This is a genomic window from Streptomyces sp. NPDC002643 (assembly GCF_053592555.1).
Map to the genome: position 1 here is coordinate 53,748 of NZ_JBSFVY010000030.1, position 18,659 is coordinate 72,406.

13 protein-coding genes and 1 pseudogene are annotated in these 18,659 nt (G+C 73.0%); 6 read left to right on the forward strand and 8 right to left on the reverse strand.

Annotation, left to right across the window (positions count from 1 at the left end; all coding sequences use genetic code 11):
- The first annotated feature begins 385 nt into the window (after positions 1–385).
- From ACWD4G_RS34845 to ACWD4G_RS34855, 3 genes are all read left to right on the forward strand, one after another.
- A complete protein-coding gene (locus tag ACWD4G_RS34845; protein ID WP_451300695.1) occupies positions 386–535 on the forward strand; it encodes a hypothetical protein in 150 nt (49 codons plus the stop codon).
- A 1,214-nt stretch (positions 536–1,749) separates the two neighbouring features.
- On the forward strand, positions 1,750–2,637 hold the full coding sequence (locus tag ACWD4G_RS34850) for a carbonic anhydrase (RefSeq protein WP_451300697.1): 888 nt from the start codon (positions 1,750–1,752) through the stop codon (positions 2,635–2,637).
- 270 nt (positions 2,638–2,907) lie between these two features.
- Positions 2,908–4,332, forward strand: coding sequence for a Tat pathway signal sequence domain protein (locus ACWD4G_RS34855; protein WP_451300800.1), 1,425 nt, complete (start codon positions 2,908–2,910; stop codon positions 4,330–4,332).
- A 72-nt stretch (positions 4,333–4,404) separates the two neighbouring features.
- On the opposite strand, the gene ACWD4G_RS34860 is transcribed toward ACWD4G_RS34855, so the two are convergent.
- Positions 4,405–5,049 carry a DUF6000 family protein gene (locus tag ACWD4G_RS34860; RefSeq protein WP_451300699.1) on the reverse strand — a complete coding sequence of 215 codons (645 nt, stop codon included), beginning with the start codon at positions 5,047–5,049 and terminating at the stop codon, positions 4,405–4,407.
- Positions 5,050–5,264: 215 nt separating this feature from the next.
- On the opposite strand from ACWD4G_RS34860, the gene ACWD4G_RS34865 reads away from it, so the two are divergent.
- Positions 5,265–6,161 carry a glycosyltransferase family 2 protein gene (locus ACWD4G_RS34865; RefSeq protein ID WP_451300802.1) on the forward strand — a complete coding sequence of 299 codons (897 nt, stop codon included), beginning with the start codon at positions 5,265–5,267 and terminating at the stop codon, positions 6,159–6,161.
- Between the two features lie 309 nt (positions 6,162–6,470).
- Positions 6,471–9,587 (forward strand): BTAD domain-containing putative transcriptional regulator, encoded by a 3,117-nt coding sequence (locus tag ACWD4G_RS34870; RefSeq protein ID WP_451300701.1) that lies wholly within the window; start codon positions 6,471–6,473, stop codon positions 9,585–9,587.
- Between the two features lie 4 nt (positions 9,588–9,591).
- Here ACWD4G_RS34870 and ACWD4G_RS34875 read toward each other — a convergent pair whose 3' ends face one another.
- From ACWD4G_RS34875 to ACWD4G_RS34895, 5 genes and pseudogenes are all read right to left on the reverse strand, one after another.
- A complete protein-coding gene (locus tag ACWD4G_RS34875) occupies positions 9,592–11,298 on the reverse strand; it encodes a bifunctional 3'-5' exonuclease/DNA polymerase (protein ID WP_451300703.1) in 1,707 nt (568 codons plus the stop codon).
- A gap of 118 nt (positions 11,299–11,416) precedes the next feature.
- A complete protein-coding gene (locus tag ACWD4G_RS34880) occupies positions 11,417–12,160 on the reverse strand; it encodes a Clp protease N-terminal domain-containing protein (RefSeq protein ID WP_451300705.1) in 744 nt (247 codons plus the stop codon).
- A 55-nt stretch (positions 12,161–12,215) separates the two neighbouring features.
- On the reverse strand, positions 12,216–12,881 hold the full coding sequence (locus ACWD4G_RS34885; RefSeq protein WP_451300707.1) for a LysE family translocator: 666 nt from the start codon (positions 12,879–12,881) through the stop codon (positions 12,216–12,218).
- Between the two features lie 153 nt (positions 12,882–13,034).
- A complete protein-coding gene (locus ACWD4G_RS34890) occupies positions 13,035–15,239 on the reverse strand; it encodes an FtsX-like permease family protein (protein ID WP_451300709.1) in 2,205 nt (734 codons plus the stop codon).
- Positions 15,240–15,282: 43 nt separating this feature from the next.
- Positions 15,283–15,981: pseudogene (locus ACWD4G_RS34895) on the reverse strand (ABC transporter ATP-binding protein); the annotation flags it as partial.
- Positions 15,982–16,118: 137 nt separating this feature from the next.
- Between ACWD4G_RS34895 and ACWD4G_RS34900 the strand changes: the two are divergent.
- Positions 16,119–17,363, forward strand: a complete 1,245-nt coding sequence (locus ACWD4G_RS34900; protein WP_451300804.1) for a DUF2786 domain-containing protein — start codon at positions 16,119–16,121, stop codon at positions 17,361–17,363.
- Between the two features lie 37 nt (positions 17,364–17,400).
- Here the strand turns inward: ACWD4G_RS34900 and ACWD4G_RS34905 are convergent, their stop codons facing one another.
- Together ACWD4G_RS34905 and ACWD4G_RS34910 are read right to left on the reverse strand one after the other, a co-directional pair.
- Complete coding sequence (locus tag ACWD4G_RS34905; RefSeq protein WP_451300711.1) at positions 17,401–17,964, reverse strand: DUF4232 domain-containing protein; 564 nt, start codon at positions 17,962–17,964, stop codon at positions 17,401–17,403.
- Positions 17,965–18,084: 120 nt separating this feature from the next.
- Positions 18,085–18,624 carry a hypothetical protein gene (locus tag ACWD4G_RS34910; RefSeq protein ID WP_451300713.1) on the reverse strand — a complete coding sequence of 180 codons (540 nt, stop codon included), beginning with the start codon at positions 18,622–18,624 and terminating at the stop codon, positions 18,085–18,087.
- Positions 18,625–18,659: the final 35 nt, after the last annotated feature.

Sequence of the window (18,659 nt, forward strand, 5' to 3'; positions counted from 1 at the left end):
ACCCGGTCCGCCCGGCCTTCCCGGCTCACCCGGTCCGCTCGTCCTTCCCGGTTCGCTCGGCTCGCCCGGTTCGCTCGGCTCGGCCGGTCCGGCTGGCTCGCCCGGTCCGCCCAGTCCGCCGGGTCCGCCTGGTACTGCTGGTCTGGCCGGTCCGCTCGGCTCGGCCGGTTCGTATGGCTTGCCCGGTCCACCCGGTCCACCCGGTCCACCCGGTCCACCCGGTCCGCTTGGTCCACCCGGTCCGCTTGGCTCGACTGGTCCGCCCAGTCCGGCCGGTGCCCCCGGCTCGCCCGGTCTGCCCGGCCCGCTCGGCTCGCCTGGCTCACCCGGTCCGGCTGGCTCACCCAGCTCGGCCGGTCCGCCGGGTCCGCCCGGTACGGCCGGTTTGCTCGGTTCATCCGGCCCGCTCGGCCCGCTCGGCCCGCTCGGTGCGGCCGGGCTCGGACGCCAGCCGTGCGGCCCCTTCGTGTACGTGGACATGGCCAGCGGCGACTGCGCGTACGACCACTCCAGCAGAGGCAGCGGCGGTTCCTGACCAGCCTCGGGGGCCTCAGGGACTCCGGGGGCCTCGGCCGTGCGGGAGGGGGCCGGGACGGCGGTCACGACAAAGGACTGCACCCGTCCGTCGGCGTCCAGGGACGGGTACACGTGCAAGGTCACGGCGATCTCGCGCCCGCCCCGGTGCCGCAGGGTCGCCGGGCCGCTCCACTCCGGGGATCGCCGCAGGTCGGGCAGGGGGAATCCCTCGCCGTGGACGAACAGCCCGTCCACCGCACGCCCCACGACGGCCGCCGCGCGATGGCCCAGCAACCGATGGGCCCCTTCGCTCCAGCCCAGAACGACGCCCTCGGGGCTGACGGTGGCCGTGGCCGCGTCGACCGAGTACGTCGAGGCCGCGCGGGCGGCCGGGTCGGTCGGGCGAGCCGAGTCGGCCGGGTCGGCTGGGTCCGTCGGGTCAGGCGGGTCGGTCGGGTCGAGCGGGCAGGCCGAGTCCGTCGGGTCGGTCGGGTCCGCCGGATCGGCCGGGCGAGTCGGGTCGGTCGGGTGGGTCGGGTCCGCCGGATCGGCCGGGCGAGTCGGGTCGGTCGGGTGGGTCGGGTCCGCCGGATCGGCCGGGCGAGTCGGATCGGTCGGGTCAGGCGGGTCCGCCGGGCGAGTCGGGTCGGCCGGGTAGGTCGGGTGGGTCGGGTCGGCCGGGACCGTCGGGTCGGCCGGGTCCGTCGGGTCGGCCGGGTGGGTCGGGTCGGCCGGGTGGGTCGGGTCGACCGGGTCCGTCGAGTCGGTCGGGCGAGCCGGGCCAGACGGGTTGGCTGGGTCCGTCGGGTCGAGCGGGCGAGTCGGGTCGGTCGGGTCGGTCGGGTGAGCCGGGTCGACCGGGTCCGTTGGGTCAGGCGGGTGGGGCGAGTCAGGTGTGGGCGGCGTACGCGCACGGTGACCGGATGCGTACGGAGGTACCGGCCTTCTGGTGTCCATTCCCGCTCAATTCGGCGCCGGATGAGTGTCACTCGTAGTCCTCAGACTGCGCGCTGGGCCGGAAACGGACAACTCGGAACCGATCGGCCCGCTTCGGGCCCCGAAAGGGCCGGAACAACGCCCGCGCGGCCAATTTTGTACGTCCTCTTACCTTGCCTTGCTCTCTCTTGTTCCTCGCTTGTCCCAGCGCTGTTCGACGAGATCGAACAGTGGTGTTCGCAACCCAGTGGGTGGCCGAGCGCCACGACCAGTCGACCTCCGCGAGGTGGAACAAGCATGTCTTCCCGTGTCATACGTATGGCCGCGATAGCCGGAGTCACCGCTCTCAGTGTTCTGACGGTCACGTCCTGCGGCAGCGCGGACGACGACGCCGAACCGCAGGCCCGGGCGAACGCCTCCGCCTCGACCGAGGCCGGCGCCGACGACAGCAAGGCCGGGGAGAAGAAGGAGGACGCCCACTGGGGTTACGAGGGCGCCGACGGCCCCGCGAACTGGGCGACCCTCGCCGAGGACTTCGAGGCGTGCGAGGCCGGCAAGGAGCAGTCCCCGATCGACCTGAACGACGACACGGCCGTCGAGACACCGGTCGACAAGGCCGTCACCATCGACTACGAGCCCGTCACCGCCGAGCTGGTCAACAACGGCCACACCGTCCAGGCCAATGTCTCCGAGGGCAGCGCGATCGTCCTCGACGGCAAGACGTACGACCTCAAGCAGTTCCACTTCCACCTGCCGAGCGAGCACACCGAGGAGGGGGAGCACACCGCGATGGAGGTGCACTTCGTGCACGCCGACAAGAGCGGGGCGCTCGCCGTGGTGGGTGTGCTGATGGACGAGAACGACGAGGATGCCGCGGGGGCCGACGCGAAGAACGGGTCCGCCTTCGCCGATCTCTTCGCGAAGCTGCCGGCGGAAGAGGGCGCCACCGAGAAGATCACCAAGGCGTTCGACCTCACGAAGTTCCTGCCGGGCGACCGCGACCAGTACCGCTACGACGGCTCCCTCACCACCCCGCCCTGCACCGAGGGTGTCAAGTGGACCGTGCTGAAGGACTCCGTGCCGGTGGCGAAGGACGAGGTCGCCGCGTACAAGGACCTGTTCCCCGTGAGCAACCGGCCGACCCAGCCGGTGAACGACCGCGAGGTCACTGTCGTGGAGGACTGACCTCGCGGGTCGGGGACCGGGATGCCGGGGTGCCGGGGACTGCGTAGCGGAGTCCGCGGACCGGGGGTCCCGGCCCCGGCCGCGGGCGTCCCGCGCATGGGGATGCGCGGGACGCCCGTGTTTCGCGCGACTGCCGCCCGTCGCCATCCGCAGGCGTTGACCCGCCCTGGGCCGGTCAGCAGAATGGCGCGCATCCGGCTTGGGAGCGCTCTCAGACGACCTCCGGTCGCCCTCAAGTCCCGTACCTTCCAAGGGAGATCCATGACCGGCATGACCGGCGGGCAAGGCCCGGGGTTCAGTCGTCGTTCGCTGCTCGGCACCGGTCTCGGGGCCGGTCTCGGGGTCGCGGCGGCGCTCACCGCCATCGGTTCCGGCACGGCACGGGCCGCCGCCGGGCACCGCGGCGCGGCCGGCCTCAAGGGCGCGGACGCCGGGCGGCGCGCCCACGCGTTCCTCGGCGCCGCGATGGACGCGTACCCGGACCACGGCGACATCCGGCTGACGCAGAGCTACACCGACCAGGCGGGCCTGTTCAGCACGGCGTTCACGTACGACAACGCGCTGGCGGTGCTCGCGCATCTCGCGGTCGGCACCGAGGAGGGGCGCACGCGCGCGGTCGCGCTCGGGGACGCGCTGATCTACGCCCAGGAGCACGATCCGGCGTACGACGACGGCAGGTTGCGCCAGGCGTACAACGTGGGCCCCTATGTCTTCTTCGACGGCGTGCCGCAGCCGGACGGGTTCGTACGGGCGGACGGGACGGCCAATGTGGGGACCCAGTTCGGGTTCACGGGGACGGCCGTCGGGGACATGGCGTGGGCCGGGATCGCGCTGAGCGCGCTGGCCGGACGGACCGGGAAGCGGCGGTTCCTGGCCGCCGCCGTGCGGATCGGGGAGTGGATCGAGCGCACCGGCCGTACCGACGAGCCGCTCGGCGGCTACAAGTTCGGGGTGAACGGGGCCGACGAGAAGCTGCCGTTCACCTCGACCGAGCACAACACCGACCTCGTCTGCCTGTTCGGACGGCTCGCCCGGCTGACGGGGGAGCGGGTGTGGTGGGAGCGGCGGGCACGGGCCGAGGCGTTCGTGAAGGGAATGTGGGAGCCGGTCCAGGGCTCGTCCGGCGGCTTCTTCTACACCGGCACGAACGACGGCGTGAACATCAACAAGTCACCCGTCCCCGAGGACACCCAGACCTGGACCCACCTCGCCCTCGACTCCGGCCGCCATGCCCGCTCCCTGGACTGGGCCGCCGCCGAACTGGCCGTCCTCGACCACGCCGAGCGCCGCAACAGCACGGTCCCGGAGGGGCAGTCGTACGAGGGCGTGACCTTCAGCTCCGCGAGCCTCGTCGCGAACGAGGACGCGCCGATCGCCGAGTTCCAGCCGAACCCGGACCGCAACGGTGTCTGGTTCGAGGGCACGGCCCATCTCGCGCTCGCCTTCCGCCACCGCCGCGCGCGGGGCGACGAGTCCCGCGCCCGCCGTCTCCTCGACTCCGTCGAACGCGCCCAGGACCTGCTGGGCACCGGCCAGACCGTGGGCGGCAGGGCCCTGCCCGAACGCGCGGGCGTGGTCTCGGCGAGCAGCCCCCTCGACACGGGCTTCGGCTTCGGTTACTACCCGTACCGGCACACCGGGGCGACGGCGTGGTACCTGCTGGCGGCGACGCGGGCGAATCCACTGCGGGCATGAGCGACGGCTTGGCCAGGGGTCGCGGTCGGCGGCGACGGTGATCGCGGGCCAGCACCTGCCGGGCCCGGCGTCTCAGCCCGGCAGGGTCCAGCCGTCGGCGTAATCGCACAGCCGGTCCATGGCGGCCCGCTGCTCCGCCGGTGCGTACGAGGGGCGGGCCGACTCGTGGATGACGGCCTCCACCCAGCGCTGGTAGGGGCCGTCGGCCGCGATGAAGGGCGCCGCACGGGAGGTGCCGAGGTGGCTGTCGAGACGCAGGAGCGTGCCCATGACCACGGGTTGGTCGTAGTTGAGGTCGGTGCGCGGCAGGTAGCGGTTCAGATAGGCGGTGAGGATCTCGGCGTCCTCGTGGGTGCCGAAGCGGGCCAGGGCGAAGCAGTAGCCCAGCCCCGCGAACATGACTTCGCTGTCCAGCAGCATGTCCCCCAGGCGGGCCCGGTACGAGGTCCGCCTGGATATGCCGATCAGCCAGGCGGCGGTGAGACGGGGGCGCCAGCCGACGGAGAGCAGTCGGTCGAGATCCGCGTCCGTGATCGACGAGGCGTCGACGAGCAGGGGGTGCAGGAACCGCCTGCGGGTGGCCCCCTCGAATCGCAGGAACTGGCCACCCAGTTCCCCGTAGCGGCCGATGCTCCGCCGGGTGGCCCGTGGAAGGACATACCGCCGGACGGCGTTCCAGTAGGCGGTTTCGGCCGGCGTGCGATTCGGAGCTGCCATGCCCGAAGGGTAGGTGCGAGCCGGAGGCCCCTCGCGCGGCCGAGGGGAACCCCTCGCGCGGCCAAGGGGAATCGCCGTTCTGATCCCGGTTCTTGAGGAGTCCTTAAGTCGTCCTTGACGTGAACGACTAGCATCCCGGCAGTAATCGGTTGGTCGATGCGAGGGGGGCGTCGGTCGGGACGTACGGACATGGATGGGATGGGGTGGACGGCGTGATGGACGTGGCGCCCAGGGTCGCTGTCGCGGTGGTGACGATGGGGAATCGGCCCGCCGAGGTCGACGCCCTGCTCACCTCCGTGGCCAAGCAGGACATCGCCCCGGCCCGGATCGTGATCGTCGGCAACGGCTGCCCCCTGCCCGACTTCGGCGAACGCCTCGGCCTCCCCGGCGAGGTCACGCTCATCGAGGTCGACGAGAACCTCGGCTGCCCCGGCGGCCGCAATGTGGCCATAGAACGGCTGCGCGAGTTCGGTGACGTCGACGTGGTCGTCGAGCTGGACGACGACGGACTGCTCGTCGACGCCGATGTGCTGCGGCGCGTACGGGACTTGTACGCCGACGAGCCGCGGCTCGGGATCGTCGGGTTCCGGATCGCCGACGAGCACGGCGAGACCCAGCGGCGGCACGTACCGAGGCCCGGGGCCGCGGACCCGATGCGGGGCGGGCCGGTCACCGGGTTCCTCGGCGGTGGACACGCCCTCTCCATGGAGATGCTCGGCGAAACCGGGGACTGGCCCTCCGAGTTCTTCTTCGCCCACGAGGAGATCGACCTGGCGTGGCGGGCGATCGACGCCGGGTGGACCGTGCGCTACGCCCCCGAACTCCTCCTCCAGCACCCGAAGACCTCACCCGCCCGGCACGCCATCTACTACCGCGTCAACGCCCGCAACCGCGTCTGGCTGGTCCGCCGCCGGCTGCCCCTGCCGCTCATCCCCGTCCACCTGGGGATCTGGGTGCTCATCACGCTGCTGCGGGCCCGCTCGACGGGCGGACTGCGGGCGTGGTTCGGCGGATTCATGGAGGGCTGGCGCGCATCGGGCGGCGAGCGACGGCCGATGCGCTGGCGCACGGTGTGGCAGCTGACGCGGCTCGGCCGCCCGCCGGTTCTGTGAGGATCGCGGCGCGTCGACGCACACGAGTGCCCCGGTCGTTCACCCCCGCCGACCGGAGCACTCGTGTGTGCGATCGCGGACCCGGCAGCGGCGGCGGCGCTCCCCCGAGCTACGCGTTCCGCGTGCGCCGTCGGCGCCGGTTCCGATGAAGTGATCACATCAGGTCGCGCCAACGGATCGCTAACATGAGCCCAACGGTCCCACCGGGGCCGTACGGGAGCCGTGAGGAAGCCGGCCGCGGGGCCGGTGCGAGTCGTCAGGGGGAGCGGCCCGGTAGGACGACGTGCGGGAAGGCAGCGTACGGACGCGATGCGGCACGGGCTGCGGTTCGGACTGCTGGGTCCGCCGGTTCTGTACGACGCCGGGAGCGAGGGCGACGACAGTGTGGCCGGCGCCGGTGTCGCCAAGGGGGCCGTTCGGCCGGTCGGCAGTGGCAAGGTGCGTGCCCTGTTCGTGGCGCTGTTGCTCGAACCCGGGCGGATCGTCTCGGTCGACGCGCTGAAGGACGTGCTGTGGGACGCGGCTCCTCCACCGTCCGCGCAGGCGTCGCTGCAGAACCACGTGACCCGGCTGCGCAGACTGCTGGACGACCCCGACCGGCTGCGCGCGATCCCGCCGGGCTACCAACTGCGCGTACGCGAGGGCGAGTTGGACGTCCGGGTCTTCGACGCCCACACCACCGCCGCGCGTACGGCCCACGCCGAACGCGACTGGTCCCGTACGGTCCACGAGACCACCGCCGCGCTCGCACTCTGGCGCGGCACCCCCCTCTCCGGCCTGCCCGTCTCCGACTTCGGCGCCCAGGCGTTCGTCCAACGACTGGAGGAGGCCCGGCTGTTGCTCCTGGAGTGGCGGTACGACGCGGAACTCCACCTGGCGGAGGAGACAGGGCGGGGACCGGGGGGCGGCCCCGCCCAAGCCGACACGCTCGCCGCGCTGGCCCCCGAGCTGGCCGCGCTGGTGGCCGAACACCCGCTCCGCGAGGCCTTCCACCGCCTGCTCATGCTGGCCCTCCACCGCACCGGCCGCCAGGCGGAGGCCCTGGCCGTCCACCGCGACCTCCGCGCCCGCCTCCTGGACGAACTGGGCGTGGAACCGGGCCCGGCGGTACGCGAGGCCCACTTGGAGATCCTCCGCGAGCCGGAACCGGAGCCCATCCCAGCCGCCGAGCAGCTTCGCCCGGCCCAACTCCCGCCTCCTCCTGCCCATTTCACAGGCCGCCACGAGGTACTCGTGGAGCTACGCCAAGTACTAGACGTGGCCCAGCTGCACACAGGGGCGCGGGGAACTGCGCGATCAACCACAACGAACCCGCACCCGCCAAACAACAGTTCCCCCCGAGCTATGAGGCGCCCGGCCTCCCCGAAGGGAAAGCGCACCGTAACCGTACTCAGCGGCATGGCCGGCGTAGGCAAAAGCGCCCTCGCCCTCCACCTCGCCCACGAACTCTCCGACCACTTCCCCGACGGCCAGCTCTACGTCAACCTCCACGGCGCCACCCCGGGCATGACCCCCCTCACCCCGGCCCAGGCCCTGGCCTCCCTCCTACGCGACCTCGGAACCGACCCCCGCCGTATCCCCGAACACCCGGACGAGGCCGCCGCACTGCTCCGCTCCACCCTCGCGCCGACCCGCACCCTGATGGTGCTGGACGACGCCGCCAACGCCGCCCAGGTACGCCCGCTGCTGCCGGCCGGCGCCGGGTGCGCGGTGATCGTGACGAGCCGTTCGCCGCTGGCCGCGCTGGACGGGGCCCACCGCTTCCCGCTGGCCCCGCTGTCGGACGACGAGAGCGCGGAGCTGCTGCGGGCCGCGTCGGGGCGTGCGGCCGGGCTGGACGCCACGCATCCCCTCGTCGCACTCACCGGCAGGCTTCCGCTGGCCCTCCGGGTCGTCGCGGCCCGCCTCGCCGCCCGGCGCGCCCTCACCCCGGACGCGCTGGCCGGGCAACTGGCCGCCACGGAAGGGAGGTTGCACCACCTCGAATACGACGACCTGAGCGTGCGCCGCTCCCTCGCCGTCGCCCACGAGGCGCTCCGCGCCTCCGACCGCACGGCCGACCGCGACGCCGCCCACGCCCTCCGCCTCATCGGCGCCCTGGACCTGCCCGCCTACGGCGCCCCCCTCCTCGCCCGCCTCACCGGTACCGACGACCTCCGCACCGAGGCCGCCCTCGACCGCCTCGTCGACGTGGCCCTCCTGGAGGAGACCACGTACGGCCGCTACGTCCCTCACGACCTCGTCCGCCACTTCGCCCGGGAACTCGCGGGCGGCTCGGCCGGGGCCACCGAGACCACGGGGACCGTTGAACGGGCTCTGCGCTGGTATGCGGCGCGAGCCCGGCAGAGTCTGCTCGTCATGCTCCCGCCCGGCTACGAACGCGACGAGCGGCTTCGTACCACAGCGACAGAGGCACCCCAGGGCATCCCCTCCTCCGACCCGCCCTTCGCCTCCACCGAGGAGGCCTTCGCCTGGGGTGACCGTGAGCTGCCCAATATCGTGGCCCTCGTGGAGCGGCGCGCCCGCGACCACGGCGCCCGGACGGCCGCGTACGTACCCGCTCTCGTCCGCCACCTCTTCCCCTACCTCCACCGCACCGGCCGGCTGGCCGAGCTGGATGTGCTGGGGCGGCTGGCGCTGGAGGTGGCGCGGGCGCTCGGGGACGACGAGGCGGAGGCGTTCGCCCTGACCGACCGGGCGGGGCTGCACTTCATGTCCGGCCGGGCGGCGGAGGCACTCGACCTCAACGAGCAGGGCCTCACCCTGTGGCGGAAGCTCGGCGTGGTGTCGTGCGTACGGCGCTGCCTCAACAACCGGGGTCTCGTACTGGAGAGCCTCGGCCGCTACGAGGAGAGCGAGGAGACACTGCGGCAGAGCCTCGAACTCTCCCGCCAACTCGGCGACCCCTACGGCGAGGCCGTGACCTTCAGCCATCTCGGCAATCTGGCCAAGCACACCGACGCCCGCGCCGCCATCGCCCACCACGAACGCAGCCTCGCCCTCGGCGAGATCGCGGACAGCGTCGTCGTACGGCACACCGCGCACTGCAACATCGGCTACGCCCGGCTCCGCCTCGGTGAACCGGCCGCCGCCGTGCACAGTTTCGAGCAGAGCCTGCGGGTCCTCGGCGACGACGAGGACTGGCAGGGCGAGTCCAAGACGCGTCTCGGCCTCGTACGGGCCCTGCGGAAGCTGGCGAGAACCGACCGCGCCGACCGCGAGTGCGCCGTCCTCCTCGCCCTCGCCGAACGCCGGGCCGACCAGTACGTGGCCGGCCTCGCCCGGCACCAACGAGGTCTCCTCCTCCACGCCCGGGGCCGAAAGGAAGAGGCCCACGAAGAGTGGCGGCGAGCCCTGTCCGTCCTGGACGGCACGGCTTCCCCGGTGACCGGAGAACTCCGCCGACTGCTCGACGGGGCGTCCTGAACCCTCACTTGGCATCGGCATAGCACTCCACCACCGCCGTGGTGAACGGCAGCCGTACCGGTGTCTCGCCGAAGGTGAGGCGGGCCGACAGCTCGGACGCCTCGCGGATGGCGGCGACCACGGCATCGGCCTCGTGCTCCGGGCAGTGCACGATCACCTCGTCGTGCTGGAAGAAGACCAGCTCGGCGGACATGCCGGCGAGGGCGCGGCGCAGGGCGGCGAGGAGGAGCAGCGTCCAGTCGGCGGCGCTGCCCTGGACCACGAAGTTACGGGTGAAACGGCCTCGCGCGCGGGAGTTGGCGGAGGCGTACCCGGGCACCCACTCGCTCCCCTGCCCCTGCTGCCGGTCTCCGGGGTCGTCGGCCTCGGCCTGGGGGAGGCCGGCCTCCTCGGTGGCGTCGTCGGAGCCCCCGGCCGCCGGTGGGCACGTACGGCCGAGCCAGGTCCGTACGAGCCGCCCCTCCTCACCCGCGCGGGCCGCGTCGTCGACGTACCGCACGGCCTTGGGGAAGCGGCGGCGCAGTGCGGCGAGGTTCTTGAGGCCGTCCCCGGAGGTCTGCCCGTAGACGGCACCCAGTACGGCGAGTTTGGCCTGGTCGCGGTCGCCGGAGAAGGCGCGGTCGGAGACGGACTGGTAGAGATCGGTGCCGCGTCCGGCGACCTCCATGAGGCCGGGGTCGCGGGAGATGGCGGCCAGCACGCGGGGTTCCATCTGGTCGGCGTCGGCGACGACCAGCCGCCAGCCGGGGTCGGCGACACAGGCCCGGCGGATCACCTTGGGGATCTGCAGGGCGCCCCCGCCGTTGGTGACCCAGCGGCCGGTGACCGTGCCGCCCGCGAGGAACTCGGGCCGGAAACGCCCGTCCCGCACCCAGTCCTGCAGCCAGGACCAGCCATGGGCGACCCAGATGCGATACAGCCGCTTGTATTCCAGGAGGGGCTTCACGGCGGGGTGGTCGATGCCCTCGATCTCCCAGCGCCGGGTGGAGCGGACCCTGATCCCGGCCTGGGCGAAGGCCTTGATGACATCGGCGGGCAGATCGGGCCGCACCCGGCGCCCGAAGGCGTGCGACACCTCGTCGGCCAGCTCGGCGAGTCGGCGTGGCTCACCGCCGCCCGCGTACCGCTCGCCGAGCAGTTCGGTGAGGACCTCGCGGTGGACGTCCGCGCGCCAGGGCAGTCCCGCGCGGTTCATCTCGGCGGCGACGAGCATCCCGGCGGACTCGGCCGCCGTCAGCAGCCGCATCCGCTCCGGGTGGGCCGTGGCGTCAAGCCGCCGCTGCTGGTCGGCGTACACCTCCACGAGGTCGGTGAGCGGAACGTGGACGGGCCGGGGCTCGAAGAGGGAGGGCTGGGCCCCGGGGTCGGCGGACCGCAGGGGCGGGTCCGGCGGCACCGCCGTGTCCCGGAGCCGGGCGAGGGCGGCGGCAGCGGAACGAGGTTCACCGAGCCGCCCCTCATGCCCCAGCAACAGGCTCTCGGCGGCCTCGACGTCATAGCACCGCTCCACGTGGATGCCCGCGGCGAGCAGAACGGGGTACACCTCGGCGGTGGCCCGCCACACCCACCGCCCCACACCCGGCCGCCGCCGCACGGCCGTCGCGAGATCCGCCTCCCGCTCCACCGGCCCTGCGGGCAGCCCGTCCCGGCCGAGGGCGACGACCTCCACGCCACCGTCCTCGGCCGCCGCGAGAGCCCAGCGGTCGGTCATGGGGCGAGTGTGGCACCACCCACTGACAACGCCCCATGACCAGCGGATTTCCGGCTCGGGGAGTGCGCTGCCCGTCACTTGGGGAGCGCTCTGCGGGGAACGTGAGGGCGAGGCCCCGTTACGCCCCGCCCTCCCCCTCCTGCCCCTCCGTCAGCGCCCGCAGGGCCTCCGCCACGTTGGCCTCGGTGGTGTCCTTGCGTACGCCCAGGCCGCTGAGTACGCCCTCTCCGTTCTCGAACTCCAGGAGGGCGAGGAGGAGGTGTTCGGTGCCGACGTAGTTGTGGCCGAGGCGCAGGGCCTCGCGGAAGGTGAGTTCGAGGACCTTCTTGGAGTCGGAGCCGTAGGGGATCAGCTCGGGCACCTTGTCGACGGCCGGGGGCAGTGCGGCGGTCGCGGCCTGGCGTACGGCGTCGAGCGTCACCCCTTGCGCGACGATCGCCTTGGCCGCCAGCCCCTCGGGCTCCGCGAGCAGCCCGAGGACCAGATGCGTCGGGACGCCCTCGCCGTTCCGCGCGGACGCCGCCTCGTTGTGCGCGGCCATGATCACGTTGCGGGCCCGGGGCGTGTACCGGCTGAAGCCCCCCTGGTCGGGGTCGATGTCCGCCTCGGCCTTGGTCACGAATCGCTTCTGGGCCGCCTGCCGGGTCACCCCCATGCTCTTGCCGATGTCCGTCCAGGACGCGCCCGAGCGCCGCGCCTGGTCCACGAAGTGGCCGATCAGATGGTCGGCCACATCACCCAGGTGGTCCGCGGCGAGTACCGCGTCCTGGAGTTGGTCGAGTGGTTCCGGATGGATCTTCTTGATGGCTTCGATGAGGTCGTCGAGACGCACGGAAGCCGTGACTCGTGGGTTGGCCGTCATATGTCAACCGTAGGTTGACACCCCCGGGGTGTCAACCTCGGGTTGACAAGTGGGCTCACTTCGGCGAGACCGCCAACCGCACCGCCAGCCCCGCGAACACGGTCCCCGTGAAGACGTTCAGCCCACGGGCCACCCGGCGGCTGCGCCGCAGCAGGAGGGAGAGCCGGCCGGAGAGCAGCCCGATGGCGCCGTCCCACAGGAGGCCCATCACCACGATCGTGACGCCGAGCAGCAGGAACTGCCCCCGCACATGCCCGAGGGACGGGTCCACGAACTGTGGCAGGAACGCCACGTTGAAGAGGATCACCTTGGGGTTGAGCAGATTGGTCACGGCGCCCTGCCAGAAGGCCCGCCGCAGCCCGCGCCGCCGCCGGGCGGAGGCCCCGACGAGAGTGCTCGGCCCATCGAGACCGTCGTCGCCCTCACCCGGCACCGACCGGTCCCGGAACGCCTTCACCGCGAGGTAGAGCAGATACGCGGCCCCCAGCCACCGCAGCACGTAGTAGAGCACCGGCAACGTCTCGAACAGCGCCGAAAGCCCCAGTGTCGCGGCCACCGAGTGCACCAGCATCGCGCTCGCCACACCTGCCGCGGCCATCACCCCGGCCGCCGGCCCGCCCCGCCCGCCGACGGCCACGATGAACATCATGTCGGGCCCCGGAGTCACACAGAGAGCGAAAGCCGCGACGAGAAACGCCAAGTAGAGAGAAGTGTCGACCATGCGCTTGATGCTGGGTGCTCGGCACAGCGCCGGGCGACAGGTTTTCTGAAGAAGCAGGGCGCAGCCCGCTTCTTCAGGGGTGCGGGGCTGTATCGATTTGCGGCTCCGCCGCGTGGGCGCGACCAGCCACGACGGACCCGCAGTCGCACCCCGTCAGTTCCCCCCACCCCTTAGGCGCCCCAACCCCTCAACCCCCAACCCAGCCACAATCCCAGCAACCACCGCACACCCCCCGACACAAACCCCCACCACCCCCCACGGCACAGCCACCCCCACCGGCGCCGACAGCATCCCCAACGCCCCGGCCAGCGCCCCGAGGTTCACCACCCCCACGGCCACCCCCAACCCCGCCCCCACGGCCACGCCGACCACCGCCTCGCCCACCACAACCACCAGCACCTGCCCCCGCGTCGCCCCGGCCAGCCGCAGCGACCGCAACTCGCCGCCCCGCGCCGCCGTGGCCATCAACAACGTCCCGGCCAACGAAATCCCCGTATACACAAGGGCGATCCCCAGCACCACGAACAACCCGAGCCGGGTCTGCGTCCCGGCCCCGGGCCGCCGCGCGGCGAGCCACTCCTCCGCGGCCCACACCCTCCCCTCACCCACGGCCGCCCGCAGCGCCCCCGCGACGGCACCCCGATCCTCGGCACGCTCCACCCGCACCTCACCCCGGTCCACCACACCCCCACCCGCGTTGGCGGCGGTCACATACACCCCGTTGTCCCCGGTCCCCCGAGCGAGCACGGCCACGATCCGCAACCGCACCGGCCGCCCGTCCCCGAGCCACACCGACACCCACTCACCGACCTCGTGCCGCTCCCACTCCTCGTTCACGACGATCGAACGGTCATCGAGATCACGTATGTCACCGTCGACCACCGGCAGCCGCGACACGGCGGCGAACGCCTCCACATCACCCACCGCCCGCCCCTCGGACCGCACCAGCGCGGTCCCCTCCTCCTTCACGAACACGGCGGTGGAAGCCGACCAGGAGACCCACACCGCCCCCGTACCGCCCACACCCTGGACGCCGTCCACCCCACCCGACTCCTCCCCGGTGACCACGAACTGCGCCCCGGTCCGCCGCTCCGCCTCGCCCGCCTTCGCCGAGGCCACCGTCTGGGCGGACCCCAGCAGCGAACCGGCCAGCGCGACGGTCACCAGCACGGGCGCGGCGACGGCGGCGGTCCGTCGTACGGAGGTCGCCGCGTTCTCACGGATGAGCAACCCGGCCGCCCCGGGCAGAGCCGCCCCCACCAGCCGTACGAAGGGCCGCACCACCACCGGTGCCAGCGCCGCCACGGCCGTGATCAGCACCATCGGCTGCGTCGTGTACGTCTTCCGCTTCAACAGCTCGGCCGGCTCGGCCCCCACCTTCCAGGCCAGCAGCCCGAGCCCGCCCACCAGCAGAGCGCCCCCGATCACCCGGCGCGACCTCGGCAGCACCCCCGTGTCCACCGACGCCTCCCGCAACGCCTCGACGGGCCCGATCCGCCCGGCCCGCCGTGCCGCGACCCACGCCCCGGCGAACGCCACCGCCACCCCCGTCCCGAACGCCACCCCGTACGGCCACACCACCGCGTCCGGCACCGCGAACCACGACGGCGCCACCCCACCGTCCACCAACTCCCGTACGAGCAGAGGCGCCCCCCACGCCCCCAGCGCACAACCGGCGACCGACGCGACGGCCCCCACCGCCAGCGCCTCACCCAGCAACAGCCTCCGCACCTGCCCGGGCGTCGCCCCCGCCATCCGCAGCAGCCCGAACTCCCGCCGCCGCAGCGCCACCACGAAGGCGAACGTCGACGCCGTCACGAACACCGACACGAACCCGGTGACCCCCGCGGCCGTACCCAGCAGCGAGTTGACGGCGACGAGCGCCTCCTCGTCCCGCTCGTACGACGGATCGACCCGCCGCCGATCGTCCCCGGTCAACACCCGCGCCCGATCCCCGACGACGCCCCGCACCTCCTCGACGGGAGCGTCCACCCCGACGGCGTCCGCACCGACACCGGCCGCACCGCCCGCGCCCCGAGCGGCGGCGCGCTCGTCCGTCCGTACCGGCCCCAGCTCCCGCAACTCGGCGATCAGCCCCGCGTCCACAGGATGTGGACGCGCGAGCTTCTTGGACACGAGTGTGGTGCCCGATCCCCGCTCGACCTCCACCGTCAGCGTGTCGATGCCCGCCACCACGACGGGCGACGAGGGGAACCGCTCCGGCGCACGCGCCGGCGGATCGAGGGAGGCCGCGAGCCCCAGCCCCATGGCGGTCATCACCCCGACCCCCAACGCGACCGCGACGAACGCCCCGAGCAACGCGGCCCACCGGGTCCGCAACGACGACAACGTCAGCACGACACCCTCCCCGCCACCTCGGCCGACGCCCTGGCCGCCACCGCTCCGCCGAGGGCCGGGCCAACTCCCCGTTCACCCGCCCGTCCACGAGGAAGATCACCCGATCGGCGTACGAGGCGGCCACCGGGTCATGGGTGACCATGACCGTGGTCTGCCCCTCCCCGTCCACCAACTCCCGGAGCAGGCACAGCACTTCACGGCTGGTGGTGGTGTCGAGGGCGCCGGTGGGTTCGTCGCCGAAGAGCACGGCGGGGCGGGTGATCAGGGCGCGGGCGAGAGCGACCCGTTGCTGCTGGCCGCCGGAGAGCCGGTCCGGCCGATGCCCGGCACGTTCGGCGAGCCCCACCCGGCCGAGCGCCTCGCGCACCGCACCCCGGGAGGGCCGCCGCCCGGCGAGGCGGAGCGGAAGGGCGACGTTCTGGGCGGCGGTGAGGGAGGGCAGCAGATTGAAGGCCTGGAACACGAACCCGATCCGCTCCCGCCGCAGCAGCGTCAGCCTCCGCTCACTCATCCCACCCAGCTCGACCCCGTCGACGCTCACCGTCCCGCCCGACGGCCGGTCCAGCCCCGCCGCACACTGCAACAACGTCGACTTCCCCGACCCCGAGGGCCCCATGACGGCGGTGAAACTCCCCCTCGCGAAGTCGAGATCCACCCCGTCGAGGGCGACGACCTCCCCGTACGACCGCCGCAGCCCCCGCACCCGCACGGCCGCCCGTCCGGAGGCCTCTTCCGTTTCCATCCCTGTCGTGACCATGCCCCCAGCCAACCGCCGAGGGCGCTCCCGCACACGACCACCAGAGGGTGTCCCGGGGGTATGCCCAGCCCTACCCACCTGCCCCGGACCTGCCAAGGGGCGGGCCCCCGCCCCATGACACGATCGAGGACGTGAGCAGCACCAGCGGTAGCAGCGGTACGCCCCCCACAGTCGACCGTGCCTTCGAAGCGGCCCTCTACGCCGACACCGACGACGCCCTCGACACGGGCGCCTCGCTGCTGGCCGCCGACCCGGACGCCGACCCGGAAGTCGCCCGGCGGGGGCGGGAGTTCGTCGCGGGGGCCTGGCGGCGCGGCTGGCAGCCCGCCGACGTCGTACGGTTCGTGCGGCGCGAGCTGGACGACGCACACGTAGCCCTGGTCGCGAGGCTCATCACCGACGAGCACGGCGCCAGGGGCGGCGACGCCCAGGGCACACCACCGCCGAGCCCCCGCTGGTCCACCCAGCTCGACGAGATCAGGACCCTGGCCGGTGGTGACGCCGAACGCTCATCAACCCCCCAACCCGACCGCTTCTCCCAGGCCACCACCACCCTCCAGCTCTACCGCCTCCTCCTCCGCCTCCCCACCCTCGAACCCCTCGACCGCCCCCACGGCACCCCCACGGCCCCGCACGGCGGCGGCCACCCCGAGTCCCGCATGCTCACCCGTATCCGCGCGCTGCTGGCGAAGGCGGAGGCGACCGGCTTCCCCCAGGAGGCGGAGGCGCTCAGCGCGAAGGCACAGGAGCTGATGGCCCGGCACAGCATCGACGAGGCGCTGCTCGCCGCCCGTACGCACGCCAAGGACGCCCCAAGCGCCTGCCGTATCGGCGTCGACGCGCCCTACGAGACGGCGAAGGCCGTACTCCTCGACGCGGTCGCCCGGGCCAACCGCTGCGAGGCCGTCTGGAACGAACCCCTCGGCTTCTCCACGGTCGTCGGTTTCGAGGCCGACCTGGAAGCGGTCGAACTCCTCTACACCTCCCTCCTCGTCCAGGCGACCACCGCCATGACGAAGGCGGAGGCCGCACAGCGCAAGGGTGGCCGCAAGCGCACCAAGACCTTCCGGCAGTCCTTCCTCGCCGCCTACGCCCACCGCATGGGCGACCGCCTGGCCGAGGTCGCCGAAGCCCAGGTCGCGGAGAAGCGGACCGGGACCGGGACCGGCGCGGGCGCCGAGGACGCGACGGCCGACCTGCTCCCCGTACTCGCCGCTCGCGACGTCGCCGTACGGGACCAGTTCACGCGGATGTTCCCGGACACGGTCACCACCCGCGTCCGGGGCGTCAGCGACGCGGCCGGCTGGCACCAGGGCGCGGCAGCGGCGGACCGGGCGCAGGTCAGGGCCCGCCCCCGGCTGCCGTAGCCCGCGATGGATCAGTCCCCGTGATCAGTCCGCGTGATCAGTCTCCGGCCGGCAGGAACGGCCCCACCGTCGCATCCAACTCGTCCTCGGACTTGATCGCGACCTCGGGGTCGGGCCACTCGAAGCTCTTGACCTCGCTGTTGCCGGGCAGGGTGACCTTCAGCGAGTCCACCGCCGCCCCCTTCGCCGTGTCGCCCGCGACCCCGCGCACATACGAGATCGAGAAGGTCGCCGTCCCCGCCGCCTCCAGCTTCAGCTCGGCGTCCTCCGCGGCACCGTCCTGCGGCTGGAGCTTCCAGAAGGTGTCACCGGCGGCCAGTTCGACAGCGGGGATGCCCTTCAGCACGCAGGCGGCGTCGCCGCTGTTGGTGACCGTCACCGGCACGGCACCCTCGTCCCCGGCGGCCGGCGCGGCACTGCTGGGCCCGACCTCGATGCCGACGTCCGCAGTCGTACAGACGGCGACGGAGCCGCTCGTGTTCTTGCCGGAGTCGGCCTCGCCCGAACCACCCCCGTCCCCGTCGTCGCCGCCCCCACTGCAGGCGGTGAGCGTGAGGGCAGCGAGCAGAGCGGCGGCGGTGGCGATGGATGCGGTGCGCATGGAGTGTGTTCCCGGGGAGTTCATGGCCGCGGTCGCGGCCGAGGGGTGGGGGCGTGCACAGGGGGTGTGCACATACGGGCCGCGGCACCCGCAGGTCCCGCGGCCCGTACAACAAATGATCTACGACCCGGGGGTCGCCGTAGGCAGATCCGTCGGCAGGCCCGACGGGAGCGCGCCCTCGGTCTTCTGGAAGGTCTCCTTGCCGACGTCACCCTCCCAGGTGATCGTGAGCGACTTGGCGGTGACGGAGTCGACCATGCCGACGGTGCGGTCCTTGCTGCCGTCGGTGCACTTGAGGCCCAGCATCCGCATGTTCGCCTCGTCGGTCACCTTGCCGCTGCACACCGAGGTGCCCGCGAAGACCGCCGCCTCGGCGCCGTTGACGAACAGGGCGACCGGCTGGCCGTCGGTGGTGGCGAGCCAGTTGCCCTGCAGTTCGGTCTCGGCGCCGGAGGAGCCCCCGGTGCCGCCGTCGCCGTTCCCGCTGTCCGACGTCGCCGACGGGGCGGCCGACTCCTTGGCCTCGGTGCCGCCGTCGTCACTGCTGCACCCGGTCAGCGCGAGCGCGACCGTCAGCCCGGCCGCCACGGCCACGACCCGCACGCCCCGCCTGGCGGAGCCCGCCCTCGTCAGGGTCCTAGCCGTCTTCGCCGTAGTCACTGGAGCTCTCCCAAAGGTCTGGCCGGATGCGGTCG

Excerpts from the sequence above, each read along its gene's own strand:
- ACWD4G_RS34875 (WP_451300703.1), bottom strand. The coding sequence starts at position 11,298 with ATGACCGACCGCTGGGCTCTCGCGGCGGCCGAGGACGGTGGCGTGGAG.
- ACWD4G_RS34865 (WP_451300802.1), top strand. The coding sequence starts at position 5,265 with ATGGACGTGGCGCCCAGGGTCGCTGTCGCGGTGGTGACGATGGGGAAT.
- ACWD4G_RS34850 (WP_451300697.1), top strand. The coding sequence starts at position 1,750 with ATGTCTTCCCGTGTCATACGTATGGCCGCGATAGCCGGAGTCACCGCT.
- ACWD4G_RS34880 (WP_451300705.1), bottom strand. The coding sequence starts at position 12,160 with ATGACGGCCAACCCACGAGTCACGGCTTCCGTGCGTCTCGACGACCTC.
- ACWD4G_RS34885 (WP_451300707.1), bottom strand. The coding sequence starts at position 12,881 with ATGGTCGACACTTCTCTCTACTTGGCGTTTCTCGTCGCGGCTTTCGCT.
- ACWD4G_RS34855 (WP_451300800.1), top strand. The coding sequence starts at position 2,908 with ATGACCGGCGGGCAAGGCCCGGGGTTCAGTCGTCGTTCGCTGCTCGGC.
- ACWD4G_RS34870 (WP_451300701.1), top strand. The coding sequence starts at position 6,471 with ATGCGGCACGGGCTGCGGTTCGGACTGCTGGGTCCGCCGGTTCTGTAC.
- ACWD4G_RS34860 (WP_451300699.1), bottom strand. The coding sequence starts at position 5,049 with ATGGCAGCTCCGAATCGCACGCCGGCCGAAACCGCCTACTGGAACGCC.
- ACWD4G_RS34905 (WP_451300711.1), bottom strand. The coding sequence starts at position 17,964 with ATGCGCACCGCATCCATCGCCACCGCCGCCGCTCTGCTCGCTGCCCTC.